At 65.9% G+C, this 20,201-nt stretch carries 20 protein-coding genes and 1 tRNA gene; 8 read left to right on the top strand and 13 right to left on the bottom strand.

Annotation, left to right across the window (positions count from 1 at the left end; genetic code table 11):
- Both A4249_RS12550 and argH read right to left on the bottom strand, forming a co-directional pair.
- Positions 1-231, bottom strand: a complete 231-nt coding sequence (locus A4249_RS12550; RefSeq protein WP_055807399.1) for a hypothetical protein — start codon at positions 229-231, stop codon at positions 1-3.
- Entirely contained in the window at positions 228-1,667 is a 1,440-nt protein-coding gene (gene argH / locus A4249_RS12555) for an argininosuccinate lyase (protein ID WP_442854487.1), read from the bottom strand. The genes A4249_RS12550 and argH overlap by 4 nt, the downstream gene beginning before the upstream one ends.
- On the opposite strand from argH, the gene A4249_RS12560 reads away from it, so the two are divergent.
- Complete coding sequence (locus tag A4249_RS12560; RefSeq protein WP_066553093.1) at positions 1,666-2,331, top strand: TlpA family protein disulfide reductase; 666 nt, start codon at positions 1,666-1,668, stop codon at positions 2,329-2,331. The two genes, argH and A4249_RS12560, sit on opposite strands and share 2 nt — an antisense overlap.
- A gap of 6 nt (positions 2,332-2,337) precedes the next feature.
- On the opposite strand, the gene A4249_RS12565 is transcribed toward A4249_RS12560, so the two are convergent.
- Positions 2,338-2,649 (bottom strand): 50S ribosomal protein L7/L12 domain protein, encoded by a 312-nt coding sequence (locus tag A4249_RS12565; RefSeq protein ID WP_066553096.1) that lies wholly within the window; start codon positions 2,647-2,649, stop codon positions 2,338-2,340.
- 135 nt (positions 2,650-2,784) lie between these two features.
- On the opposite strand from A4249_RS12565, the gene A4249_RS12570 reads away from it, so the two are divergent.
- The 3 genes from A4249_RS12570 (at position 2,785) to A4249_RS16655 (ending at position 4,258) form a co-directional block, all read left to right on the top strand.
- Complete coding sequence (locus tag A4249_RS12570) at positions 2,785-3,252, top strand: hypothetical protein (protein ID WP_066553099.1); 468 nt, start codon at positions 2,785-2,787, stop codon at positions 3,250-3,252.
- A 77-nt stretch (positions 3,253-3,329) separates the two neighbouring features.
- Entirely contained in the window at positions 3,330-3,638 is a 309-nt protein-coding gene (locus tag A4249_RS16650; RefSeq protein WP_156494712.1) for a hypothetical protein, read from the top strand.
- Between the two features lie 263 nt (positions 3,639-3,901).
- On the top strand, positions 3,902-4,258 hold the full coding sequence (locus A4249_RS16655; RefSeq protein ID WP_156494713.1) for a hypothetical protein: 357 nt from the start codon (positions 3,902-3,904) through the stop codon (positions 4,256-4,258).
- A gap of 186 nt (positions 4,259-4,444) precedes the next feature.
- Here the strand turns inward: A4249_RS16655 and A4249_RS16660 are convergent, their stop codons facing one another.
- The 3 genes from A4249_RS16660 to A4249_RS12590 all read right to left on the bottom strand — a co-directional run bounded on the left by A4249_RS16660 (position 4,445) and on the right by A4249_RS12590 (position 6,900).
- Positions 4,445-5,257 carry a hypothetical protein gene (locus tag A4249_RS16660; protein WP_156494714.1) on the bottom strand — a complete coding sequence of 271 codons (813 nt, stop codon included), beginning with the start codon at positions 5,255-5,257 and terminating at the stop codon, positions 4,445-4,447.
- A 434-nt stretch (positions 5,258-5,691) separates the two neighbouring features.
- Positions 5,692-6,054, bottom strand: a complete 363-nt coding sequence (locus A4249_RS16665) for a hypothetical protein (protein ID WP_156494715.1) — start codon at positions 6,052-6,054, stop codon at positions 5,692-5,694.
- Between the two features lie 769 nt (positions 6,055-6,823).
- Positions 6,824-6,900 (bottom strand) — tRNA-Met (locus A4249_RS12590).
- A 188-nt stretch (positions 6,901-7,088) separates the two neighbouring features.
- Here A4249_RS12590 and A4249_RS12595 point away from each other — a divergent pair.
- The 4 genes from A4249_RS12595 (at position 7,089) to A4249_RS12610 (ending at position 12,224) form a co-directional block, all read left to right on the top strand.
- Entirely contained in the window at positions 7,089-8,324 is a 1,236-nt protein-coding gene (locus A4249_RS12595; protein ID WP_066553110.1) for a PQQ-dependent sugar dehydrogenase, read from the top strand.
- A gap of 58 nt (positions 8,325-8,382) precedes the next feature.
- Entirely contained in the window at positions 8,383-8,604 is a 222-nt protein-coding gene (locus A4249_RS12600) for a hypothetical protein (protein WP_066553113.1), read from the top strand.
- 204 nt (positions 8,605-8,808) lie between these two features.
- Positions 8,809-10,014 carry an acetyl-CoA C-acetyltransferase gene (locus A4249_RS12605; RefSeq protein ID WP_066553116.1) on the top strand — a complete coding sequence of 402 codons (1,206 nt, stop codon included), beginning with the start codon at positions 8,809-8,811 and terminating at the stop codon, positions 10,012-10,014.
- A 17-nt stretch (positions 10,015-10,031) separates the two neighbouring features.
- Complete coding sequence (locus tag A4249_RS12610; RefSeq protein WP_066555169.1) at positions 10,032-12,224, top strand: 3-hydroxyacyl-CoA dehydrogenase NAD-binding domain-containing protein; 2,193 nt, start codon at positions 10,032-10,034, stop codon at positions 12,222-12,224.
- A 405-nt stretch (positions 12,225-12,629) separates the two neighbouring features.
- Here A4249_RS12610 and recA read toward each other — a convergent pair whose 3' ends face one another.
- The 7 genes from recA to A4249_RS12645 form a co-directional block, all read right to left on the bottom strand.
- Complete coding sequence (gene recA, locus A4249_RS12615) at positions 12,630-13,712, bottom strand: recombinase RecA (protein ID WP_055807377.1); 1,083 nt, start codon at positions 13,710-13,712, stop codon at positions 12,630-12,632.
- A 169-nt stretch (positions 13,713-13,881) separates the two neighbouring features.
- Complete coding sequence (locus tag A4249_RS12620; RefSeq protein ID WP_066553118.1) at positions 13,882-15,522, bottom strand: MHYT domain-containing protein; 1,641 nt, start codon at positions 15,520-15,522, stop codon at positions 13,882-13,884.
- A gap of 79 nt (positions 15,523-15,601) precedes the next feature.
- On the bottom strand, positions 15,602-17,452 hold the full coding sequence (locus A4249_RS12625; RefSeq protein ID WP_066553120.1) for a M20/M25/M40 family metallo-hydrolase: 1,851 nt from the start codon (positions 17,450-17,452) through the stop codon (positions 15,602-15,604).
- A gap of 66 nt (positions 17,453-17,518) precedes the next feature.
- Positions 17,519-18,469, bottom strand: coding sequence for a right-handed parallel beta-helix repeat-containing protein (locus tag A4249_RS12630; RefSeq protein ID WP_066553125.1), 951 nt, complete (start codon positions 18,467-18,469; stop codon positions 17,519-17,521).
- A gap of 1 nt (position 18,470) precedes the next feature.
- Entirely contained in the window at positions 18,471-19,268 is a 798-nt protein-coding gene (locus A4249_RS12635; protein WP_066553128.1) for a phosphatase PAP2 family protein, read from the bottom strand.
- Positions 19,265-19,762, bottom strand: coding sequence for a hypothetical protein (locus tag A4249_RS12640; RefSeq protein ID WP_066553131.1), 498 nt, complete (start codon positions 19,760-19,762; stop codon positions 19,265-19,267). The genes A4249_RS12635 and A4249_RS12640 overlap by 4 nt, the downstream gene beginning before the upstream one ends.
- A 93-nt stretch (positions 19,763-19,855) precedes the next feature.
- Complete coding sequence (locus A4249_RS12645) at positions 19,856-20,116, bottom strand: ribonuclease (RefSeq protein ID WP_066553134.1); 261 nt, start codon at positions 20,114-20,116, stop codon at positions 19,856-19,858.
- Positions 20,117-20,201: the final 85 nt, after the last annotated feature.

Raw genomic sequence — 20,201 nt, forward strand, 5'->3', positions numbered from 1 at the left:
TTACCGCGGGTCGTTCTGGGCGGCGCCGGCGCCGATCGGGTTGGATGGGCCGCCGTCGATCGGCACGCTGCTGGACGGACGGTTCATGGTCGCCGGCTCGGGCAGGCCCGGCGCTCGGCTGCTGCGCGGCGCACGCTCGGTCTCGCGCACCGGCGATTCCAGATCGGCCATCCGGCCGCAGGCGGAGGTCAGGAGGGCGAGCGCGCCCGCGAGGATCAGAGATTTTTTCACAGGCGGGCTCTCCAGTCGGCGATGCGCGCACGGACCTGTTCCGGCGCGGTTCCCCCATAGCTTTGGCGGCTTTGGCACGAAGCCTCGGCGGTCAGCACCTTGTAAACCGCTTCGGTGATCCCTGGCTCCAGTTTCTGCATTTCTTCCAGCGGCAGTTGCGACAGATCCACGCCCAACCCCTCCGCCCGTTTGACCGCCGCGCCGGTCACGTGGTGCGCCTTCCTGAACGGCAGGTTCAGTTCACGCACCAGCCAGTCGGCCAGATCCGTCGCGGTCGAAAAGCCCGCGCCCGCCGCCTGGGCCATCCGCTCGGTATTCGGTTGCAGCGCCGACACCATTGCCGTCATGGCGACCAGGGCCAGGTCCAGGGCGTCGAACGCCTCAAACACCGGCGGCTTGTCCTCCTGCATATCCTTGGAATAGGCCAGCGGCAGACCCTTCATCACCGTGGACAGGGCGACCAGCGACCCCATGATCCGGCCCGTCTTGGCCCGCACCAGTTCGGCGGCGTCGGGGTTACGCTTCTGCGGCATGATCGACGAGCCGGTGGTCAGGTCGTCGGGCAGGCTGGCGAAACCGAACATCGGCGTCATCCACACCACGATCTCTTCGGCCAAGCGCGACAGATGCCCCGCCGTGATCGAGGCGGCGGCCAGGCTCTCCAGGGCGAAGTCCCGGTCCGACACCGCATCCAGCGAGTTCGCCATCGGCCGGTCGAAGCCCAGCTCAGCCGCCGTCATCTGTCGGTCGATGGGGAAGGGCGAACCGGCAAGGGCCGCGGCGCCCAGCGGGCTTTCATTCATCCGGGCGCGGGCGTCGGCGAAACGTCCGGCATCACGGCCAAACATCTCGACATAGGCCATCAGATGGTGACCCAGGGTCACGGGCTGGGCGGTCTGCAAATGGGTGAAGCCGGGCATCAGGTCGCCGGCATGTTGTTCGGCGCGCGTCAGCAGCGCAGCCTGCAAGGCCTTCAACTGCGCGACCGAGCGATCGCAGGCGTCGCGCACCCACAGGCGGAAATCGACGGCGACCTGATCGTTGCGGCTGCGCGCCGTGTGCAGGCGGCCGGACGGCTCGCCGATCAGTTCATTGAGGCGCGCCTCCACATTCATGTGGATGTCCTCGAACTGGTCGCGGAACGGGAAGGTCCCGGCCTCGATCTCGGACTGGATGACCTCCAGCCCGCCCAGGATCGCGTCCGCATCGGCCTGCGCGATGATGCCCTGCTTGGCCAGCATGCGGCAGTGGGCCCGCGATCCGGCCAGATCCTGACGCCAAAGGCGCTGGTCGACGCCGATGGAGACGTTGATCGCCTGCATGATCTCGGCGGGGCGCGACGAAAAGCGTCCGCCCCACATGTCTTGACCCGCGGGCTTCACCGGCGCAGTCGAACCGCCGGATGGATTGGCGTCGGAAGAAGGTGTTTCGGTCATGAGCGGCTCAAGAAAGGCGATCTGGGCGGTCGTCGGCGCGGTCGTCGTCGTCAGCACCATCGCCGGCGCCGGCGGCATGGCGATGTCGCTATACGCCAATCATCGCCAGAAGGCGCAAGTCGAACAGACCACAACCGCCGCTGCGGCGCCAAAAAGCGATCTGGCGCGCTTCGCGGTCGGATCCCTGGCCGCGCTGTCGACCCCGGCCGAATCAACCTCGGCGCCCGAATACGCGTTCCGCGATCGCACGGGCACAGCCGTCCGCTTCTCGGCCTTCCAGGGCAAGGTCGTGGTCGTCAACCTTTGGGCGATGTGGTGCGCACCCTGCAAGGCGGAAATGCCCACGCTCCAGGCGCTGGCGAAGGCTTATGAGACGAAGGAGGATCTGGTTGTCCTGCCGATCAACGTCGACGCCACGCCCGACGCCGCAGCCGAGGCGAAACGCTTCTTGGCCGACCACGCGCCCCTGCCGTTCTACAGTGACGCCAAATTCCAGCTGCCGTTCGAGTTCCCCGGCAAAGGCGCCATGCCGCAGACCATCGTCCTGGATCGTCAGGGCCGCATCCGCGCCGTCATGAAGGGCGAGGCGGACTGGTCCAGCCCGGAAGCGCGCGCCCTGATCGATGCAATCTTGGCGGAAGGCGGCGCACCGCCTCTCACCTGATCGTCTTTAGTTGCTGTTCGCCGGAACGCGCTGGTCGGTCGCGGGATTGATCGCGCCGGGCTTGCCCTCGGCCGCCGCCTCGGCCTGTTCGGTTTCGAGCTTGTCAGCGACCTTGCCGGCCCCGCTCTCGACCGCCTGCGCCGCCTTCATCGCGCCGCCCTCGATCACTTCGCCGGCCTGAGACGCGACATCGGCCGTCTTGTCGGCCGCAGCCTCGGCATGCGCCTCGGTCTTTTCCTGCTCGGCCTGGGTGCAGGCGGCAGCACCCAGCGTCATTGCGGCGACGGCCGCCATCAGGGCTTTGGTTCGGATCGTCACGACGAAACTCCGGTCAAGGTTGAAAGCTCGACCGAAAAACGCAGCACAACGGCGCAGGTTGCAGTCAGGCCAGAGCAAGCGGAACCATAGAACCCGACATTGGGTTTGGCTCCGAAAGTGGAGGAGGAGACGGCAATGGACGAGTTTCGCAGAGACGACCCGAATGTGATCATTCCGATCGCCAGCACGCTCCCGCGTGTGGAGGAAACAATTATCGTCGAGCGCGAAAGCAGCACAGGCTGGTGGTTGGCCGCTCTGCTGGGCGCGATCGTAATCGCCGTCGCACTATGGTTGTTCACCAGGCCCTCCGATCGTGATCCATCGGCAGAGCTTCGCCTGGCCCAGGCCGAAGCCGCTGCCGCCGACGCCCAAGCCACCGCGCAAAGCGCCCTTGTCAGGAACAGTGAGGCCGACGCCCGCGACAGTATCGCGCTGGCCCAGGCTCAGGCCATGGCGGCTCGGGCGGAAGCAGACAGGGCGATCCAACAAGCGCGCGCAGCACAGGCCCGAGCCGCCGAACCGGTGGTGATCGAACGCCAGACGGTGGTTCGGCCGGCCTCGAGCGGAGACGTGGTCATCGCACCGACCTCACCTCAACCTTAAGTCTTTCTGAGACAAACTCTTGGATTGCCAAGAAGGGATAGACGTGGGAGCTTGTCTGGTCCGAAAAGGAGACAGCCGTGTTCCCAGTTTCTCTGCTCTTCGCCGCTACTCTCGCCGCTCAGGCTTCTGGTCAGACGTCGCCGGCTGGCGAGGTCGCAACGCCTCAGACTGGACCAGTCGCTCAGACCACAGCGCAGGAACGGCCTCGGCGTGTCTGCGAACGGCGAGCTCTGACGGGACGCCGGCTTGAGCAGACCATCTGCTACACGCCTGAGCAATATGCCGCTCTGGTCGAGGCAAAGCGCAAGGAACTTCGTGAAATCCAGAGCCGCGATGCGGTGCAGTACGACCGCTCGATCGTCGGCATCCCGCCCGGACCGCTTTGATCTGTCAGTCTTTACACCTTGGGCTGCTGGCAGCGACGCAGACCCAGGCGTTGCCGATTGCGGGGTGACTCGACAAGAACTCCGCACCGGATGCGCTCTCAGCAGCGCGCAAATGGCCTTGTTTGAACGATCATCCAGTGCCGGCCCGAGATAGCCAGCGAGCTTTGCTCTATATCTGAACCAGAGCGGAACAACCACTCACTGGTCTTCAGGGGACATTGGAGATGCGGTCTGTAGCATTCCTGGTCATCGGGACAGCTGTGTTGTCCGCGCCCGCATTTGCGCAAGACGCAGAGACACCAAAATACGTCGTGGCGGTCGCCTTGTCCCAGGCAGGTCAAATCGTCGATGCTCCGTCCCTGACCATGTCTCCTGGCTCCTCCGCCTATGCGCAGGTCGATGGACGTTATCGTATCGACACAAGTCTGACGGAAGGCGCAGGTCAGCGGCTGACGTTGAAAGCAACGATTGCTCGTCCTGAAGCTGAGCAATGGATCGTCGTTGCTCGACCGATGCTCACCCTCAACGGAGGGGGACGCGCGACAGTTCGATTGCTTGGCATAGGCGGGAACACGGTCGAACTGACCATCCAACCTGCACCAAGTCCGCCAACCCTGTAATCTTTAGGTTCTGTCAGCGGTTGGCGCCCTGGCTGGCTTCAGCGAAACGTCGCAGACGTCCGCATCGTCCCGAACATATCCGATACAAAGCGGAGTTCAGCGGTGTCGACCGCTGACGAACTTGGACCCTGGTTCTTAGGCTTGCAGGCCTTCCGACCACGCCGCACTGCGTCGCTGTTCCAATTGTCAGTTCTGCACATGGGAGCGCCGAACCTTCGCCCCTTCGACGGCCCAGATCGTGTCGTTGCCCACGGTGACCACGTAGATGGGCAGGCGATACAACAGCGATGCAAAGACATGGGTCTCCACCGGCAACGGGGAGACGATGTGGCTCACGACAAGCGCGTTCAACTGACCGTCGCGGGCGGCCTCACGTCGGTCAGATGTGATACAGGTCGCGGAAAGCTGGTCGCGCCGCAGCAGCGAATGGCCGTCCGCCGAGATACGAAAACGGTAGTGGCCGGTGAGGATCAGGCTGTTCGGATCCGTGGTGGAGGCAAGCAGCCAGACCAGCCAATCATCGCTGTCCGGATCCTTGAGGACAACGGCATTATAGCGCTGAGCACAACGCAGCTCGCCGATCTGATTTGCAGCCGTCATGCGAGCCTCGAACCGTGCGAGTTGGTCTGCTGGCAGCACAGGATCGACAGCCGCTTCCACCGGCCCCGCTCCTCCACTGGTGACCAGCACATCCCATGCGGCGCGCCGCTGGCCATTCTCCTGGCTCAAAAAGCGGACTCGCTGGTTCTCCCCCTCATCGACCACGATCCAGCCGATCAAGCCCGCGGGAGGACGGTTGCGGAAATGTCGCGTGAGCGCGTCGCTAGCTACAGCCGCAGCAGCATCCTGGCGATACAGGGCCGCTCCGATGACCTGGACCTTTTCAAGCGACCAATCTTCGACAGGCGTGGGCGGCGCATCCTCACGCGCGACCGCAGGCTGCCCTCCTATAAACAAGACAGCTACGGCAAAGACGAAATGTTTCAATAGGCTGCGCATGCAGAAAGCTCCCCAAGCCGAAGGCGTACCACCTCCGCGAGAGGAAAACACCCGCTAAGCACCCGGTCAAATGCTGATCAGCTATTCGCAGACTGCCGCTTAAAGATCCGCCGGACCCGAGACCCGAAACTCGACATAGGCCAAGCTCGATTTCACTACGGGCATTCGCTGCCGAAGCAGACATCAGGCGTACAGGGCGCTCAAGAAGTGGACTGCAGAGGGCCTTGCACACTCCAGACCTCATAGCGGACGACATTAGTCGATCATACGCAGTGGGAAAGTGATGACTGGAGGCGGGACCACGCACAGATCCACATCGCCAGCAATGCGCATTGCGGGCTGAAGCAGGCCCGATCCTAGGGGAATGACCAAATGCTGAGGGGCCGAGAACGCGCAGTCTACCAGCGGACATTTTGAAGTTCCGCCAAGGTTCGCTAGGAGACCTTTGAATCGCAGTCAGGCTGTCGATTGGGAGAGAGGTTTCGCCATAATCTGAGGCGCGCCTGAACCTCCATATACTCAGCCAGTGGAACATCAGGAGACTTCGTCCAGCCGCCAACGCGTTCGAGGTCTTGTTTCAGAGAGCTTTCGATCACTGCCGCATTTTCATCGTCGAGCCGGGCGATAACGTTGAGGGCCTGATTTGCCTTACGCCTGACTCTGCGGTTCTCACCGGCCTTCCTTGCCGGAATGGCCTTCCGTGATGCCTTGTCGTTTTCGCCATAGGTATTGCGGCGGTCGTTCGCATAGCTGAGCGACTTTTTTTCCTGCGGGTTTCTGGGTCGCTTTTCGTCCATCTATGAAAACTGCACCCTGTGCCCCCCGTTAGGCAACCAGACGCCAACGTCCGCTATGGGTCGATTGCGGTCTTGGGTTCCCCTGTTGAAAGCGGACGTGGGCCCGCTGGCCGGAAGCGGTCGCGGCAGATGTCAGCGAAGGGTGGTTAGCGGAACTGAGCCGAAACCCTCAGAGGCGGCCCTTTAGCCGTTCTGCGGCTGCCTGCATCCTAGAGTTTGCTGCCTGCTCCAGGTCTCGACATTCAGCAGCAGTTTTGTCGGGGCGGCTAGGGTCTGCGAGACCTTGCTCATACCCCTGCCTGAAACTCGAGACTAGCCAAGTCGGCACGCCCGGAGGCGCCTGATCGGACGTAAGGCCCTCCAGCCGCGCCTTGGCGCCGGCGGGTAGGTGAGCGGCGCACGTACCGGCGTATCTTCCTAAACCCATGAATGCGGCGACGGCTTCGGCGGCGTCAGGGTTCGCGGGAGTGATGATCGGAGGTCGTGCATCCTGCCCCATGAGGCTGGCACTCAGAAATGCAGCAATGATCATCTTCTTCCCCGTATCTGAGGACGGCCGACGGACAATCCCCGGATGATCCTTGCATATCGTCAGGTCGTTGGGGAGAGCCGTGACGACGACCATCCGAAAGACCGCCATGGGTCGACTTCGGCCTTAAACTTCCACCCGAAAAATGGACGTTCGGCTGCATAGCGCGAAGCTGATGGGCCCAAGCGTGAAACAACCCAAGCCAAGGACGCTTTAAGTTATTGCTAACCAACAACAAAATGGTGACTGGAGGCGGGATCGAACCGCCGACCTGTGGGTTATGAATCCACCGCTCTAACCATCTGAGCTACCCAGTCCCGGGCCCTGCGCGAGGCCGGGGCCAGCGCGAAAGAGGCGTGCCTATATCGCCGTCGGGCGCGCGGTTCAAGTCGTCTCGAACCAGAACCTGCGGCGATAGAGCGCAAGACGGTCAGAGCCAGGAACGGTAACGCTGGCCTCGCCGTTTCGTAACGACTGCCCACAGCCCAGCCGGAGCTCGCCCTTCATGCGCCTGATCGTCGCCGCCGCCTCGACATCCCTGCTCGTTCTCGCCGCCGCCTGTGGCGCAAATAGCGAGAGCGCCGGTGCTGCGCCTCAGGCCGGGGCCCCGCTGGAAACCCGTCCGGCGAACAATCCCGATCAGCAACCGGCCTTCGCCGGCCAGACCCGCGCGCCGGGCGTCAAGACCGAACAGGCCATGACCCACACGGTGGTCGCCTCGGGCCTTGTCCACCCCTGGGGTCTGGCGGCCCTGCCCGACGGCCGCTGGCTGGTCACCGAAAAGCCGGGTCGTCTGCGCATCATCACCGTCCAGGGCCAGGTCGGCGAACCGGTCGCGGGCTTGCCCGCCGTCGACGCGCGCGGTCAAGGCGGCCTGCTGGATGTGATCGTCGGGCCGAGCTTTGCGCAGGATCGCATGATCTATTGGAGCTATGCCGAACCGCGCGAGGGCGGCAACGCCACCTCGGTCGCGCGCGGTCGACTGTTGGACGACGGATCGCGCGTCGAGAATGTTCAGGTCATCTTCCGCGCCCTGCCCGTCTATGACGGCGACAAGCATTTCGGGTCGTCCCTGGCCTTCGCGCCGGACGGCAAGTTGTTCATCACCCTGGGCGAGCGCTCGGACAAGCCCATGCGGCCCCAGGCGCAGGATCTAGGCTCGCACATGGGCAAGACCATCCGCATCAACGCCGACGGCACGGTCCCGCAAGACAATCCCTTCGTTGGCCGCGCCGGAGCCCTGCCGGAAATCTGGAGCCTGGGACACCGCAACGTCCAGGGCGTTGCCGTTCAGCCGGGAACGGGCGCCATCTGGACCATCGAACATGGCACGCGCGGCGGCGACGAGGTCAATCTGGACAAGGCCGGCGCCAACTACGGCTGGCCGGATGCGGCCTACGGCGTCGAATATGCGGGCGGTCAGATCAACAGCGGCGCGACGCAAAAGGATGGCACCGAACAGCCCGTCTATTACTGGGATCCGGTGATCGCACCCGGCGGCGCAACCTTCTATCAGGGCGCCATGTTCCCCGGCTGGGACGGCAACCTCCTGGTCGCGGGCCTGAAGGAAAAACATATTGCGCGTCTGGTCATCCAGAATGACCGGGTGGTGGGCGAGGAACGCCTGCTGACAGACTTGGGCGAGCGCATCCGCGACGTGGCGGTCGGCGCCGACGGGTCGGTCTGGGCCATCACCGACGAGCAGAACGGCAAGCTGGTCAGGCTGTCGGCGACGCAGTAGTCTTCGAGGGCCGGGGGGCTATGCGGAGCGGTTGACGCTCCAAAGGGAGCAGCGAACCATGCGTATCCTCATCCTTTCCGCCGCCGTTGTCCTGCCGCTGCTTTCGGGCTGCGGCTCGATGGGCGCGACCAATAGCTATCAGCAGGACCTGAACGCTCTGGAGGCCGCCTGCACGCGTGACCAAGGCATTTTGACGCCGACTGGCGTTCAGACCGGCCGTCCCCAGACCGAATACGCCTGCAAGATCACTGGTGGCGCCACCCGTATTCCGCCGCGCTGACAGCGGGCGCTCGGCCGGCGTTCCCACGCTCTCATACCTTCAGTCAGTCAAAGCATCCGCCGCAAGCGGCCGCGATCACGCGGCTTATTACTTGACGTTGACGTAAACGTAGGGTTCTTGGCGTCCACGCTTGGAACCGCCTTGTCCGTCGTGCCGCGACCTGCCGCACGTTGAGGATGGGCCCAAAGATGGAGACGCACTTCCATGGCTGACGCCTATATCTACGACGCCGTCCGCACGCCGCGCGGCAAGGGCAAGAAGGACGGGTCGCTGCACGAGATCACCGGCCTCAGCCTGGCGACCCAGGTGCTGGAAGCGCTGCGTGACCGCAACGACCTGGACACCTCCAAGGTTGACGACGTCATCCTGGGCTGCGTCACGCCCGTGGGCGAACTCGGCGCCGACATCGCGCGTACGGCCGTGCTCTCGGCCGGTTGGTCGCAATATACTGCGGGTGTCCAGATCAACCGCTTCTGCGCCTCGGGCCTGGAAGCCGTGAACATGGCGACGGCCAAGGTGAAGTCCGGCGAGGCCGACTTCGCCGTCGGCGGCGGCGTCGAGGTCATGAGCCGTGTGCCGATGGGTTCGGATATGGGCGCCTGGCCGACCGACCCCTCTTCGGCCTTCCCGACCTATTTCGTGCCGCAAGGCGTGTCGGCGGACATGATCGCCACCAAATACGGCTTCAGCCGCGACGACGTGGACGCCTATTCGGTGGAGAGCCACAAGCGCGCCGCCAAGGCTTGGGCCGAGGGTCGGTTCAAGAACTCGGTCATCGGCGTCAAGGACCAGCTGGGCCTGACCATCCTGGATCATGACGAGACGATCCGTCCGAACACGGACATGCAGGCGCTCGGGGGCCTGAACCCCTCCTTCGCCATGATGGGCGAGATGGCCTTCGACGGCGTGATCAACCAGCGCTACCCCGAGGTCGAGCGCGTCAATCACGTCCACACGCCGGGCAACTCGTCCGGCATCGTCGATGGTTCGGCCGGCGTGCTGATCGGTTCGCTGGAAGCTGGCCAGGCCCTGGGCCTGAAGCCGCGCGCCAAGATCCTGGGCGGCGCCTCGATCGGTTCGGAGCCGTCGATCATGTTGACCGGCCCGGAATATGTGACCCGCAAACTGCTGGGCAAGCTGGGTATGACGCCCGACGACATCGACGTCTGGGAGCTGAACGAGGCCTTCGCCGCCGTCGTCCTGCGCTACATGCAGGCGCTGGACATCGACCACGCCAAGATGAATGTGAACGGCGGCGGCATCTCGATGGGCCACCCGCTCGGCGCCACCGGCGCCATGATCACCGGCATCGCGCTGGACGAGCTGGAGCGCTCGAACAAGTCGACCGCTCTGGTCACCCTGTGCATCGGCGGCGGCATGGGCACCGCCACCGTCATCGAACGCGTCTGATCCAGGAGCAAATGGATATGGAAAACTTCAAGATCGACGTCGACGCCGACGGCATCGCCCTGATCACCTTCGACGTTCCGGGCCGTTCGATGAACACCCTGACCTCCTCGGTGATGAAGGAAATCCCCGAACTGGTCGAACGCATCAAGACCGACGACGCCATCAAGGGCGCCGTCATCACCTCGGGCAAGGCCTCGGGCTTCTGCGCCGGCGCGGACCTGGGCGACATGGCCGGCGGCGTGCTGTCGGGCGGCGGCGACCTGCAGAAGGCGTTCGACGCCGGCTGGAAGCTGAACGGCGCGTTCCGTGCGCTGGAGACCTCGGGCAAGCCGATCGCGGCCGCGATCAACGGCCTCGCTTTGGGCGGCGGGCTGGAGTTCACCCTGGCGGCCCACTACCGCGTGGTCGAGAACGACAACAAGATCCAGCTGGGCCTGCCCGAGATCAAGGTGGGTCTGTTCCCCGGCGGCGGCGGCACCCAGCGCCTGACCCGCCTGGTCGGCGTCCAGAACGCCATGATGGCGATGAGCGAGGGCAAGTCCTTCCGCCCGAACGACGCAAAGAGCGCAGGGATCGTCCACGAGGTGGTCGAGAAAGGCCAGTCGGTCGAGGCCGCCAAGGCCTGGATCAAGAACGGCGGCAAGGCCGTCCAGCCCTGGGACGAGAAGTCGTTCAAACTGCCCGGCGGAGGCCCCTATCACCCGGCCGGCATCCAGAACTTCATGGTCGGCAACGCCATGCTGCGCAAGCAGTCCTACGGCAACTATCCGGCCGTCGTGAACCTGATGAAGGCCGTTTACGAAGGCGCCCAGGTGCCGATGGACGCGGCCCTGCGCATCGAGACCCGCTACTTCATCAAGACCCTGATGACGCCGCAGGCGCAGGCCATGATCCGTTCGCTGTTCCTGTCCAAGCAGGAGCTGGACAAGGGCGCCGTTCGCCCGGCCGGCGTGCCCAAGTCCGATCCGAAGAAGGTCACGGTCATCGGCGCCGGCATGATGGGCGCGGGCATCGCCTATGTGCAGGCGCTGGCCGGCATCGAAACCATCCTGATCGACCAGACGCAGGAAGCCGCCGACAAGGGCAAGGCCCACGTCGAGGAGCTGCTGAAGAAGCGCTTGTCACGCGGTCAGCTGACGCAGGAGAAGTATGACGCCCTGCTGGGTTCGGTCACGGCGACGACCGACTATGAGCTGATCAAGGGCTCGGACCTGGTCGTCGAGGCCGTGTTCGAAAACCGCGAGATCAAGGCCGATGTGACCAAGCGCGCCGAGGCGCAACTGGCCGAGGGCGCCGTCTTCGGCTCCAACACCTCGACCCTGCCGATCACCGGTCTGGCCGAGGCCTCGGTGCGGCCCAAGGACTTTATCGGCATCCACTTCTTCTCGCCCGTCGACAAAATGATGCTGGTCGAGATCATCCTGGGCGAAAAGACGGGTCAGGCCGCCATCGCCAAGGCGCTGGACTATGTGCTGAAGATCAAGAAGACGCCGATCGTCGTCAACGACAGCCGCGGTTTCTACACCTCGCGCTGCTTCTCCACCTTCCTGATGGAGGGTATGGCGATGCTGGAAGAGGGCTACGGCCCCGCGCTGATCGACAATGTCGGTCGCATGACCGGCATGCCGCGCGGCCCGCTGGAGATGCACGACGACGTCGCCCTGGACCTGTCCTACAAGATCGCCAAACAGACGGCGCTGGATCTCGGCGACAAATACGTCCCGTCGGAAGGCGCCGACATCGTCGCCAAGATGGTCGAGGGCGGTCGCTTCGGGCGCAAGAACGGCAAGGGCTTCTACGACTATGACAGCAAGCCCAAGACGATCTGGAAGGGTCTGGGCGAACTGGCCCCCACCACCAAGGGCATCGATCAGCCGGAAGAGCCGACCGCCTTCGCCCAGATCGACGAGCTGAAGACGCGCCTTCTGTATCGTCAGGCCGTCGAAGTGGCACGTTGCTGGGAAGAGGGCGTCATCGACGATCCGCGCGAAGCCGATCTGGGCGCCATTCTGGGCTGGGGCTTCGCGCCCTGGACCGGCGGCCCGATCAGCATGATCGACGGCATCGGCCTGGCCAAATTCGTCGAAACCGCAGACCGTCTGGCCGCGACCTATGGCGACCGCTTCAAGGTCCCGCAGTTGCTGCGCGACATGGCGGCGAAGAACGAAACCTTCTATGGCAAGTTCGCCCCGGAGAAGGCCGCCGCCTGATCGGTCGCGGACATCCACAGACGGAACGGGCGGCCTTCGGGTCGCCCGTTTTCGTTTGGCGTTTGACTTTCGTCATCCTCCGGCGCGCGATGCGCGACCGGGGGACCCAGCGGCGCCGGCGGCGATCGTTCCATCGCAGGATCTCGGGGCGTCGAGTCCGCGACAGCTTCGCGCTCACGCGCGCCGCTGGGTCCTGGTTCTGCGCTACGCTTCGCCCGGAATGACGAAAAAAAGATCAGCACCGCTCACAAAAGAAAAAGACCCGCTCGACACGAGGTCGAGCGGGTCGCTCCGCCGCCCTTCGCGGGGTCGGTGGCGGGTCGCTAGGGGCGACGGAGTAGCGGTGAAAAGACCGGACCGAGACAGGACGAACTCTGACAGTCCGCCCAGCCTCGGAGGCTGGCGTCAGCCTTCCAGGTCCTGGCCTTCGTCCGGCTCGGGCGTGCCCAGCAGTTCGTCGGCGATCTTGTTGGTCGAGGCGCGCACAGCCTTTTCGATCGAGGCCGCGATGTCGGGGTTCTGCTTCAGGAACTCGCGCACATTCTCGCGGCCCTGACCGATCCGGGTGGAGTCATAGCTGAACCAGCTGCCCGACTTCTCGATGATGCCAGCCTTGACGCCCAAGTCGATGACTTCGCCCAGCTTGGAGATGCCTTCGCCGTACATGATGTCGAAGATGACCTCGCGGAATGGCGGGGCGACCTTGTTCTTGACCACCTTGACCCGGGTGGTGTTGCCGACCACCTCGTCACGGTTCTTGATCGCGCCGGTGCGGCGGATATCCAGACGCACCGAGGCGTAGAACTTCAGCGCATTGCCGCCCGTCGTCGTCTCGGGCGAGCCGTACATGACACCGATCTTGTGGCGGATCTGGTTGATGAACAGCACAATGCATTTCGACTTGGAGATCGAGGCGGTCAGCTTGCGCAGCGCCTGGCTCATCAGGCGCGCCTGAAGGCCCGGGAGGCTGTCGCCCATCTCGCCCTCGATCTCGGCGCGCGGCGTCAAGGCTGCGACGGAATCGACGACCACAATATCGACGGCGCCCGACCGAACCAGCGTATCCACGATCTCCAGCGCCTGCTCGCCAGTGTCCGGCTGCGACACCAGAAGATCATCCAGATTGACGCCCAGCTTCTGGGCGTAGACCGGGTCCAGCGCATGTTCGGCGTCGACGAAGGCGGCGACCCCGCCCTTCTTCTGCACTTCCGCGACGGTGTGCAGAGCCAAGGTCGTCTTGCCCGAGGATTCCGGGCCGAACACCTCGATCACCCGCCCGACCGGCAGGCCGCCGATGCCCAGCGCCATGTCCAGGCCCAGCGAGCCGGTCGAGACGCTGTCGATCTCGGCGACCACGCCCGCCTTGCCCAGTTTCATCACCGAGCCCTTGCCGAAGGCGCGATCAATCTGCGCGATCGCCGCCTCCAGGGCGCGTTGCTTGTCGCCGTCGTCCTTGCCCACCAATTTGAGTGCCGCCTGTGAAGCCATTGCCTTCGTCTCCCTTGCCATGATTCCCGTCATTCAGCTTGGGAGAGACCCGCCTGGACCCGCCCCCGTTTCGTGAGGCAGACTATGTGCATGGTTTGTTCTGGTTCACAAGATGTTCTCATTGATCAAAACGAGAACACCCAAAACCTACGACCGTTTTTGACGCCGGCTAAAGCGGAAGGCGCAGGCTGAAGCTGGCGCCCTCGGGGTCGTAAGTCATGACCGCCGAGCCGTGCAGCGAGCGGTTGATCGTCGAGTCGATCAGCACCGAACCGAAGCCCTTGCGCTGAGGCGGCGACACCGCCGGCCCGCCACTTTCCACCCAATCCAACAGCAGATGGCCTTCCGCCACGGACCAGTCGATCCGCACACAGCCCGAGGCGTTCGACAGGGCGCCGTATTTGGCGGCGTTCACCGCCAGCTCGTGAAAGACCATCCCCATCCCCAACGTCTGTTGCGCGTTCAGATCGACGGCCGGACCGGTCAGGCGAACCTGTTCCTCGGCATAGGGGGCCAGTTCCTGAGCCAGCATGGCGCGCAGATCGACATGCTCCCAGTTCGCGGCTGTCAGCAGATTCTGAGTATTGGACAGAGCCACCAGCCGCGCCTCGAAAAGGGCGGTGAAGGTGGCGACATCCGGCGTACGCCGTGCGGTCTGGTGGGCGATGGATTGCACTGTGGCCAGAGTGTTCTTCACCCGGTGGTTCAATTCGTTGATCAGCAATCGCTGCAAGCGTTCGCTGTCGGCCAAGGCGGCGAAGGCCTCGCGACGATCGGTGATGTCGGTGATGACGCCCGACATCTTGATCGGCCGGCCCGAACGACTGCGGATAAGGCGTCCTCGCAGATGGATCCACCGGCCAGAGGCCGGCAGACGCCATTCCTGATCGTATTCGCCCTCCCCCGCCAGGGCGCGCTCCAGCGCCTGACGATGCAACGGCAGATCCTCGGGCGACAGACGGTCGCCGACCTCGCTCGGGCCAAGGCGGCAGGACGGATCGATGGACAGGATTTCGCGCGCGCGGCCTGACATCATCGTCGTCTTCATCGGCAGGGTCGCTTCCCAGAAGCCAACGCCGCCGGCGTCCACGGCCGCCAGAACATTGGCCCGCTGATCCATGATCGAGGCGCCCAGCGCGAGAAACAGCAGCGTGACCGCGCCGGTCGTCACCGCGACCGCCAATACGACCGGCGACGCCCCACCCTGCAACGGCCCCGCGTCGGCGATCGGGGTCAGGATCAGGGCCGCCATGCCGATATGGTGCATGGAGACGATGGCCAGACCCAGGATCACGGCGGCGACCGCGCGCCAGGCCAGACCCCGCTCCTGACGGGCCGCGATCAGGGCGGCGTAGGCGGCGGCGACCGCCACCACGACCGACAGGGCGACCAGCACGGGCTGATAACTCAGGACGGCGTTCATCCGCATCGCCGCCATCCCGACATAGTGCATGGCGACGATGGACCCGCCCATCAGCAGGGCCGCCGGCGCCAGTCGCAAGGGGCTGGCCTGCGCCGTCCCCGCCGTCAGGAAGGCCGCGGACGTGCCGGCCGTCGCCAGCAGGAAGGAGACCAGCGTCAGGCCGGGATCATAGAAGACGGGGCCTTCGGCCTCGAACCCCAGCATGGCGATGAAATGCATCGACCAGATGCTGACGCCCAGCGCCAGGGCGGCCACGCCCAACCAACGCAATCGCGTCGCGCCGATCTGGTCGCGGGTGCGGTTGAACAAATCCAGAGCCGTCCACGCGCCCAGGATCGCGATCGCCAGCGACAGGACGGTGAACGGATTGACGTGAAGATGGTGCAAACGCGCCGAGGCCCCGAGAAACAGCAGCGGTATGCTTAGCCCGGTTTGATCGCGCGGACGACTGCCAAACGCATCCGGATCAAGCGACCAACCTGGCCCCCACGGCGACCGCGACGGCCAGCGCCAGGCTGGCGGCGGCGAAGATCGGCAAGGCCCGCCCCGAGCGCGGCGCCAGCGGGCGGACCAGCATCGCGATCATCAGGGCGATCGGCCCCACCGCGCCAGGCATGTCCATGCCGACGCCCAGGAAAACGCCGTGCCCCTGAACCAGCAACCACCCGCCGACCAGGGCTGTGGCGACGACGGCGGGCGCCAAGGACGCCCACGAGCCGAAGCGGGCGCCGATCACCGCCGTCGACGCGGCCGCCAGGGCGGCGATCAGACCGGGCCACAGCAGCAGGAAAGCGGCTTCAGGCGCCGCCGCCTGCACCCCGCCGCCCAGGATCAAAACCAGGACGATCAGCCCCAGCCAGCCGCCCCAGACGGCGTCTGCGTCCTGCGGTTTCGGCCGCCCCAGGCTGAGCGCCAGCGCGATCACCGTCGCCCCCAGGACCGGCAGGCTGAAACCGCCCAGCGCCGCTGCAAGTGCGAATGCGGCCAGTATCACTCCAGCTGCGCCCCATCGGCCCAGCAGCCGTCGCCCCGCGGTCAGCATCAGAATCAGGGCCAGCATGGCCAGGGCCACGGCGATTTCCAGAACCGGCAGGCGACGCAGCAAGGTGTAATAGAGGTCGGCTGAATCCACGCGACGACCGATCGGCCCGGCCAGGGCGCGCACCGCCTGTCCCACCACCACCGCACTGGCCAACAGCCACAGGCCATCCGCCGCGCCCCGCACGACCGACGTCGCCCGCAAGCCCGTGGCGTGGCGTGCGCCCCATGCGGCGAAGGCCGTCGCGAGACCCCCCACAATCAGCAGGACCCAACCGATCGCCGGAGAATGCTGCACGACGAACAGGCCGAAGACGTCGGCATAGACCGCATTCTGTGTCGCCTGCGGCAGGGCAGGCGCCCGCAAAAGGTCATCGGCCATTTCCAACGCCTGGGAACCGATATGCTGCACGCTGCCCTGATCCAGCGCCTGCGGCGTCGAGGACGGTGAATGATACTGCGCCGGACGGCCGATGAAGGCCAGGTTGATCCCCGCCAACCTCCGATCCGCCGCCACGGTGAAGTCCGTGCCATTGGGCATCAGCCGATAGACGAAGATGGCCAGGGCGTTGCTGGACGGCCCGCCCGTCGCCCTCCGGGTCGCCTGCGCATAGCGGGCGATGGTCTGGGCGTTGCCGGGTCCGGTCTCAAACATCATGGCGCGCCCGCCGCCGCCCCGCGCCTCCAGATTGATCACCGCGCCGATGTCGTCGCGCAGCGGATGTTCGCTGAAGAAGGCCCGCGCCCCGTCCAGATTCAGCTCCTCGGCGTCGGTGAACAGGACCACCAGCGTGCGCTCGGCGCCGCCCCGCGCCTTGATCGCGCGCACGGCCTCCAAAATGGCGGCGACGCCGGTCGCATCGTCGGCGGCGCCGGGCGAGTTCGGCACGCTGTCGTAGTGGGCCATCAGGGCGACAGCGGGCAGGCCGGGGTCACGCCCCGGCAGGACCCCGACGATATTGACCGCCTGAACGCCGCCCGCGTTTCCGCCCTCCCGCTCGATTCGCGCGACGGCGGCGGGCGACAGGGAGCCGGTCTGCAAGCTGGGCTGAAGCCCCAGCGCCGTCAGCCTTTGGCCGAGATAGGTCTGAACCTGCCGATGTTCAGCAGAGCCGACGGGATGCGGCGCTCGTGCGATCCGGTTCACGTCCATCATGGCGCGCGCGGCCGAGAACTGAACCGCAGGCGTCGAAGCGGGCAGGGGTTTGGGCGTCTGCGCGGTCAGCACCGCCAAGCCGAGGGCCGCCACAAGGGACGCCAGAAACAACACCCACCGCATATCCAATCCCCCGATCGCTCTGTCCCGCAATCAGCCCCGAACCACCGCTCTGCGCAAGGCGTCCGATCAGCGCCGCACGATGTTCCGAGCCGTCAGATTGCCCGTAGCCCCGTCGCCGTCGTCCGCGCTGGACCCGAACGGCCAGCCGCGGTCGTCGCCGCAGTAGCGTCGTCCGCCCTCGCGCGACCCGATCACAACCGCGCGTGGCCTCAGCCAGCCCGCGCCGGTGAACAGATTGTCCGTAATCTGATTATACGACGGCGTCTGGTGGCGGATCACGCCGTCCTCGCCGCAATTGCGGTACAGAAACACCCCGCCCTTGCCGTGCAACGCCAGCCGGTTGCCGACGATGCGGTTGGCGCCCGACCCGTCCACCGCGATCTGCTCGCGTCCGGTGCGGATATCGAAATCGTTGTCCTGGATCAGCGCGCCTGCGCTCTCGGCGTCCAGATAGACGGCGGTCGAGGTCGAACGGCCCACAAAACGGGATCGCGTCACTGTGGTGCGCGTCACTCCGGGTCCGACATACAGGGGAATGGTCCCCACGCCCTCGAACCGAACCCGATCCAGGGTAACGCGGATCGGCGCGGCGGACTGGGCGGCTTGCGTATGTCCGGCGGTGCGTGATGAGGCCAGCAGATCGCGCATCGATCCGCCCGCCCCCATGCCCCAGATCCGCACATTGCCGACGACGGTGCAGTTTCGGATCGTCACATCAATGGGCCGCGACCACCGATCGCCCTCGCGGCGAGACCAGACGGCGATGGTCGGCGCGGCGGTCGTCGCCGGGCCCGGCGCGCGGATCGTCCCGCCCCCGCAATCCAGTGACGCCCCTGAGCCTTCCGCGCCCTCAATCAGCACGCGGCGGCGGATATCGACGCCCGACAGATCGGCTTGGCACGTCAGGCGATACGGCTGCGTCGATGGCGCCGTCAGCGCCGCCACCTCTTGCGGCGTGCACGGCCGGTCGGCCGGCGCCTGAAAGGTCAGCAAGGCCAGGGCCAGCGCCGCCGTCATATCAGGGCAGAGGGATCGCCAGGGCCGCGCGCTCGGCCGCGCAGCCGGGATTGGTCAGGCCGCTGCGGCGCGCGGCCGCCAGCTCGGCCCTCGCCGCCGCCATGTCCGCCTGGAAGGCCGGGGTGGCGACGACCCTGGCCGCAACATCCCGCCCGATCCGTTCGCCGACCGCGACATCGGTCGGATAGTGCATAGCGCAAATCAGGCGGCTGACCCCGATCTCGTAGCCGATCCGGCGCACGGCCTCGGCCCGGTCCGGCTCCAGCGCCGCAAAGGCCTCGCCATAGGCCGTCGCGACCGCTGCGCTGCCGGACGGATAGGAGGCGCTGCGTCTCGCCGCCGGCGTCAGGGTCTGGCAGGCGCGCCGGTTGGGATCTTCGCCGACCGGCCGCAGCCGCGCCTGGCGCGCCTTGACGCGTTCGGCCGCACTGTTCGCATCATGGAAGATCCGCGCCATCACGCGGTCCAGCGCCGGCGTCTCGGCCGACCCCAGCCGCACGCCCAAGGCGCAGTCGAAATGTTGTAAGGCCAGGGGCGGGCGCAGCTCGGCATGGGCGGTCGCCAGCAGCCATCGGTCGCCGTCTTCCAGCGCTGCAAACCGCGCCGAGGTCGCCTTATCCGCCAGGTCCGCAACGGATTCCGGGGCCGGAGCTGGCGGGACCGCATCCGTCAGTTGGGCGATCGTTTCATCGCCCAGGAAACCCGCCGTCGGTATCGCGCCATCCGGCTTGGGAGCCCCGGCGCACCCCACGGCCAGCAGAATCGCCGTCGCCGCGCCCAGGGCGGCGACCCGCTTCACTGACCTGCGCTCCAGCCCAGCTGGACCGAGGTTTCGCCGGTTTCGGTCGGCGTGGCGACGACCTGCAACGAGGCGCCGTTCGTGGCGTCCGCCGCCGCGCCATAGGCGCGCGTGTCACCCTGGTTCATTCCGGCGACGGAGCGCAGGCCCGCCTTCTCGGCGCGCTCGCGATAGAAGGCGACGACATCGTCCGGCGAGGCGGTGGTGGTGAAGGTGATCAGGCCGCCCGGCCCGGCCTCGCCGCCAGCGGCCAGCGGCTGCCCGTCCACCTGTGCGCCGGGATAAAGGACCGCAAAGGACGGCGCGCCGTCGGCGCCGGCGGGCGCAGCCCCTCCTACGACGGCGGGCGCTTCGGCTGCTGGAGGCGTCGCATCAGCGACGGCCGGCGCCGACGCTTCAGGCGCAGCCTTGGCCTCGACCGGTTGGGCCGAGCGATCACATCCTGCGAGGCAAAACAGAACCACGACGGCGGAGACCGCCAAGCGAAGCGTCATCGAGAGATCGTCCTTGGACCGAGAGGGTCAGAGCGCCACCGTGGCGCATGGTTGCGGCGGCGACAAGGCGCCCGCTCAGTCTGCGTCGTCGTCCTAGTCAGCCGCGCTTTTATCGGCCGAGCCTTCTTCGGCCAAATGTGCATTGATCTTGGCCGAATCCGGGTCGTCATCCGTGCCTGCTGCCGACCCGCCGCGCAGCGAGCCTGCCCGCGTGTCCGATCCCGAATCGCTGCCGTCCAGCGCGTCGATCAGCGTATCCGCCTTGTGACCCAGATCCGGCTTTTCGCCCATGTCGGCGGCTTCGCGGGCGTCGTCGCAATCCGCTTCGGGCTTGGTGGGATCGGTGTCGGTCATGACGCAGTCTCCGTTCGTCGAGATGAGTTTAAAGCGCCTGATCCGGTTGCGGTTCCAGACCCTCGCCCTTGAACCCCGAGGGACA

The sequence above is a fragment of the Brevundimonas sp. GW460-12-10-14-LB2 genome, assembly GCF_001636925.1.
In the GTDB taxonomy this organism is placed as follows: Bacteria; Pseudomonadota; Alphaproteobacteria; order Caulobacterales; family Caulobacteraceae; genus Brevundimonas; species Brevundimonas vesicularis.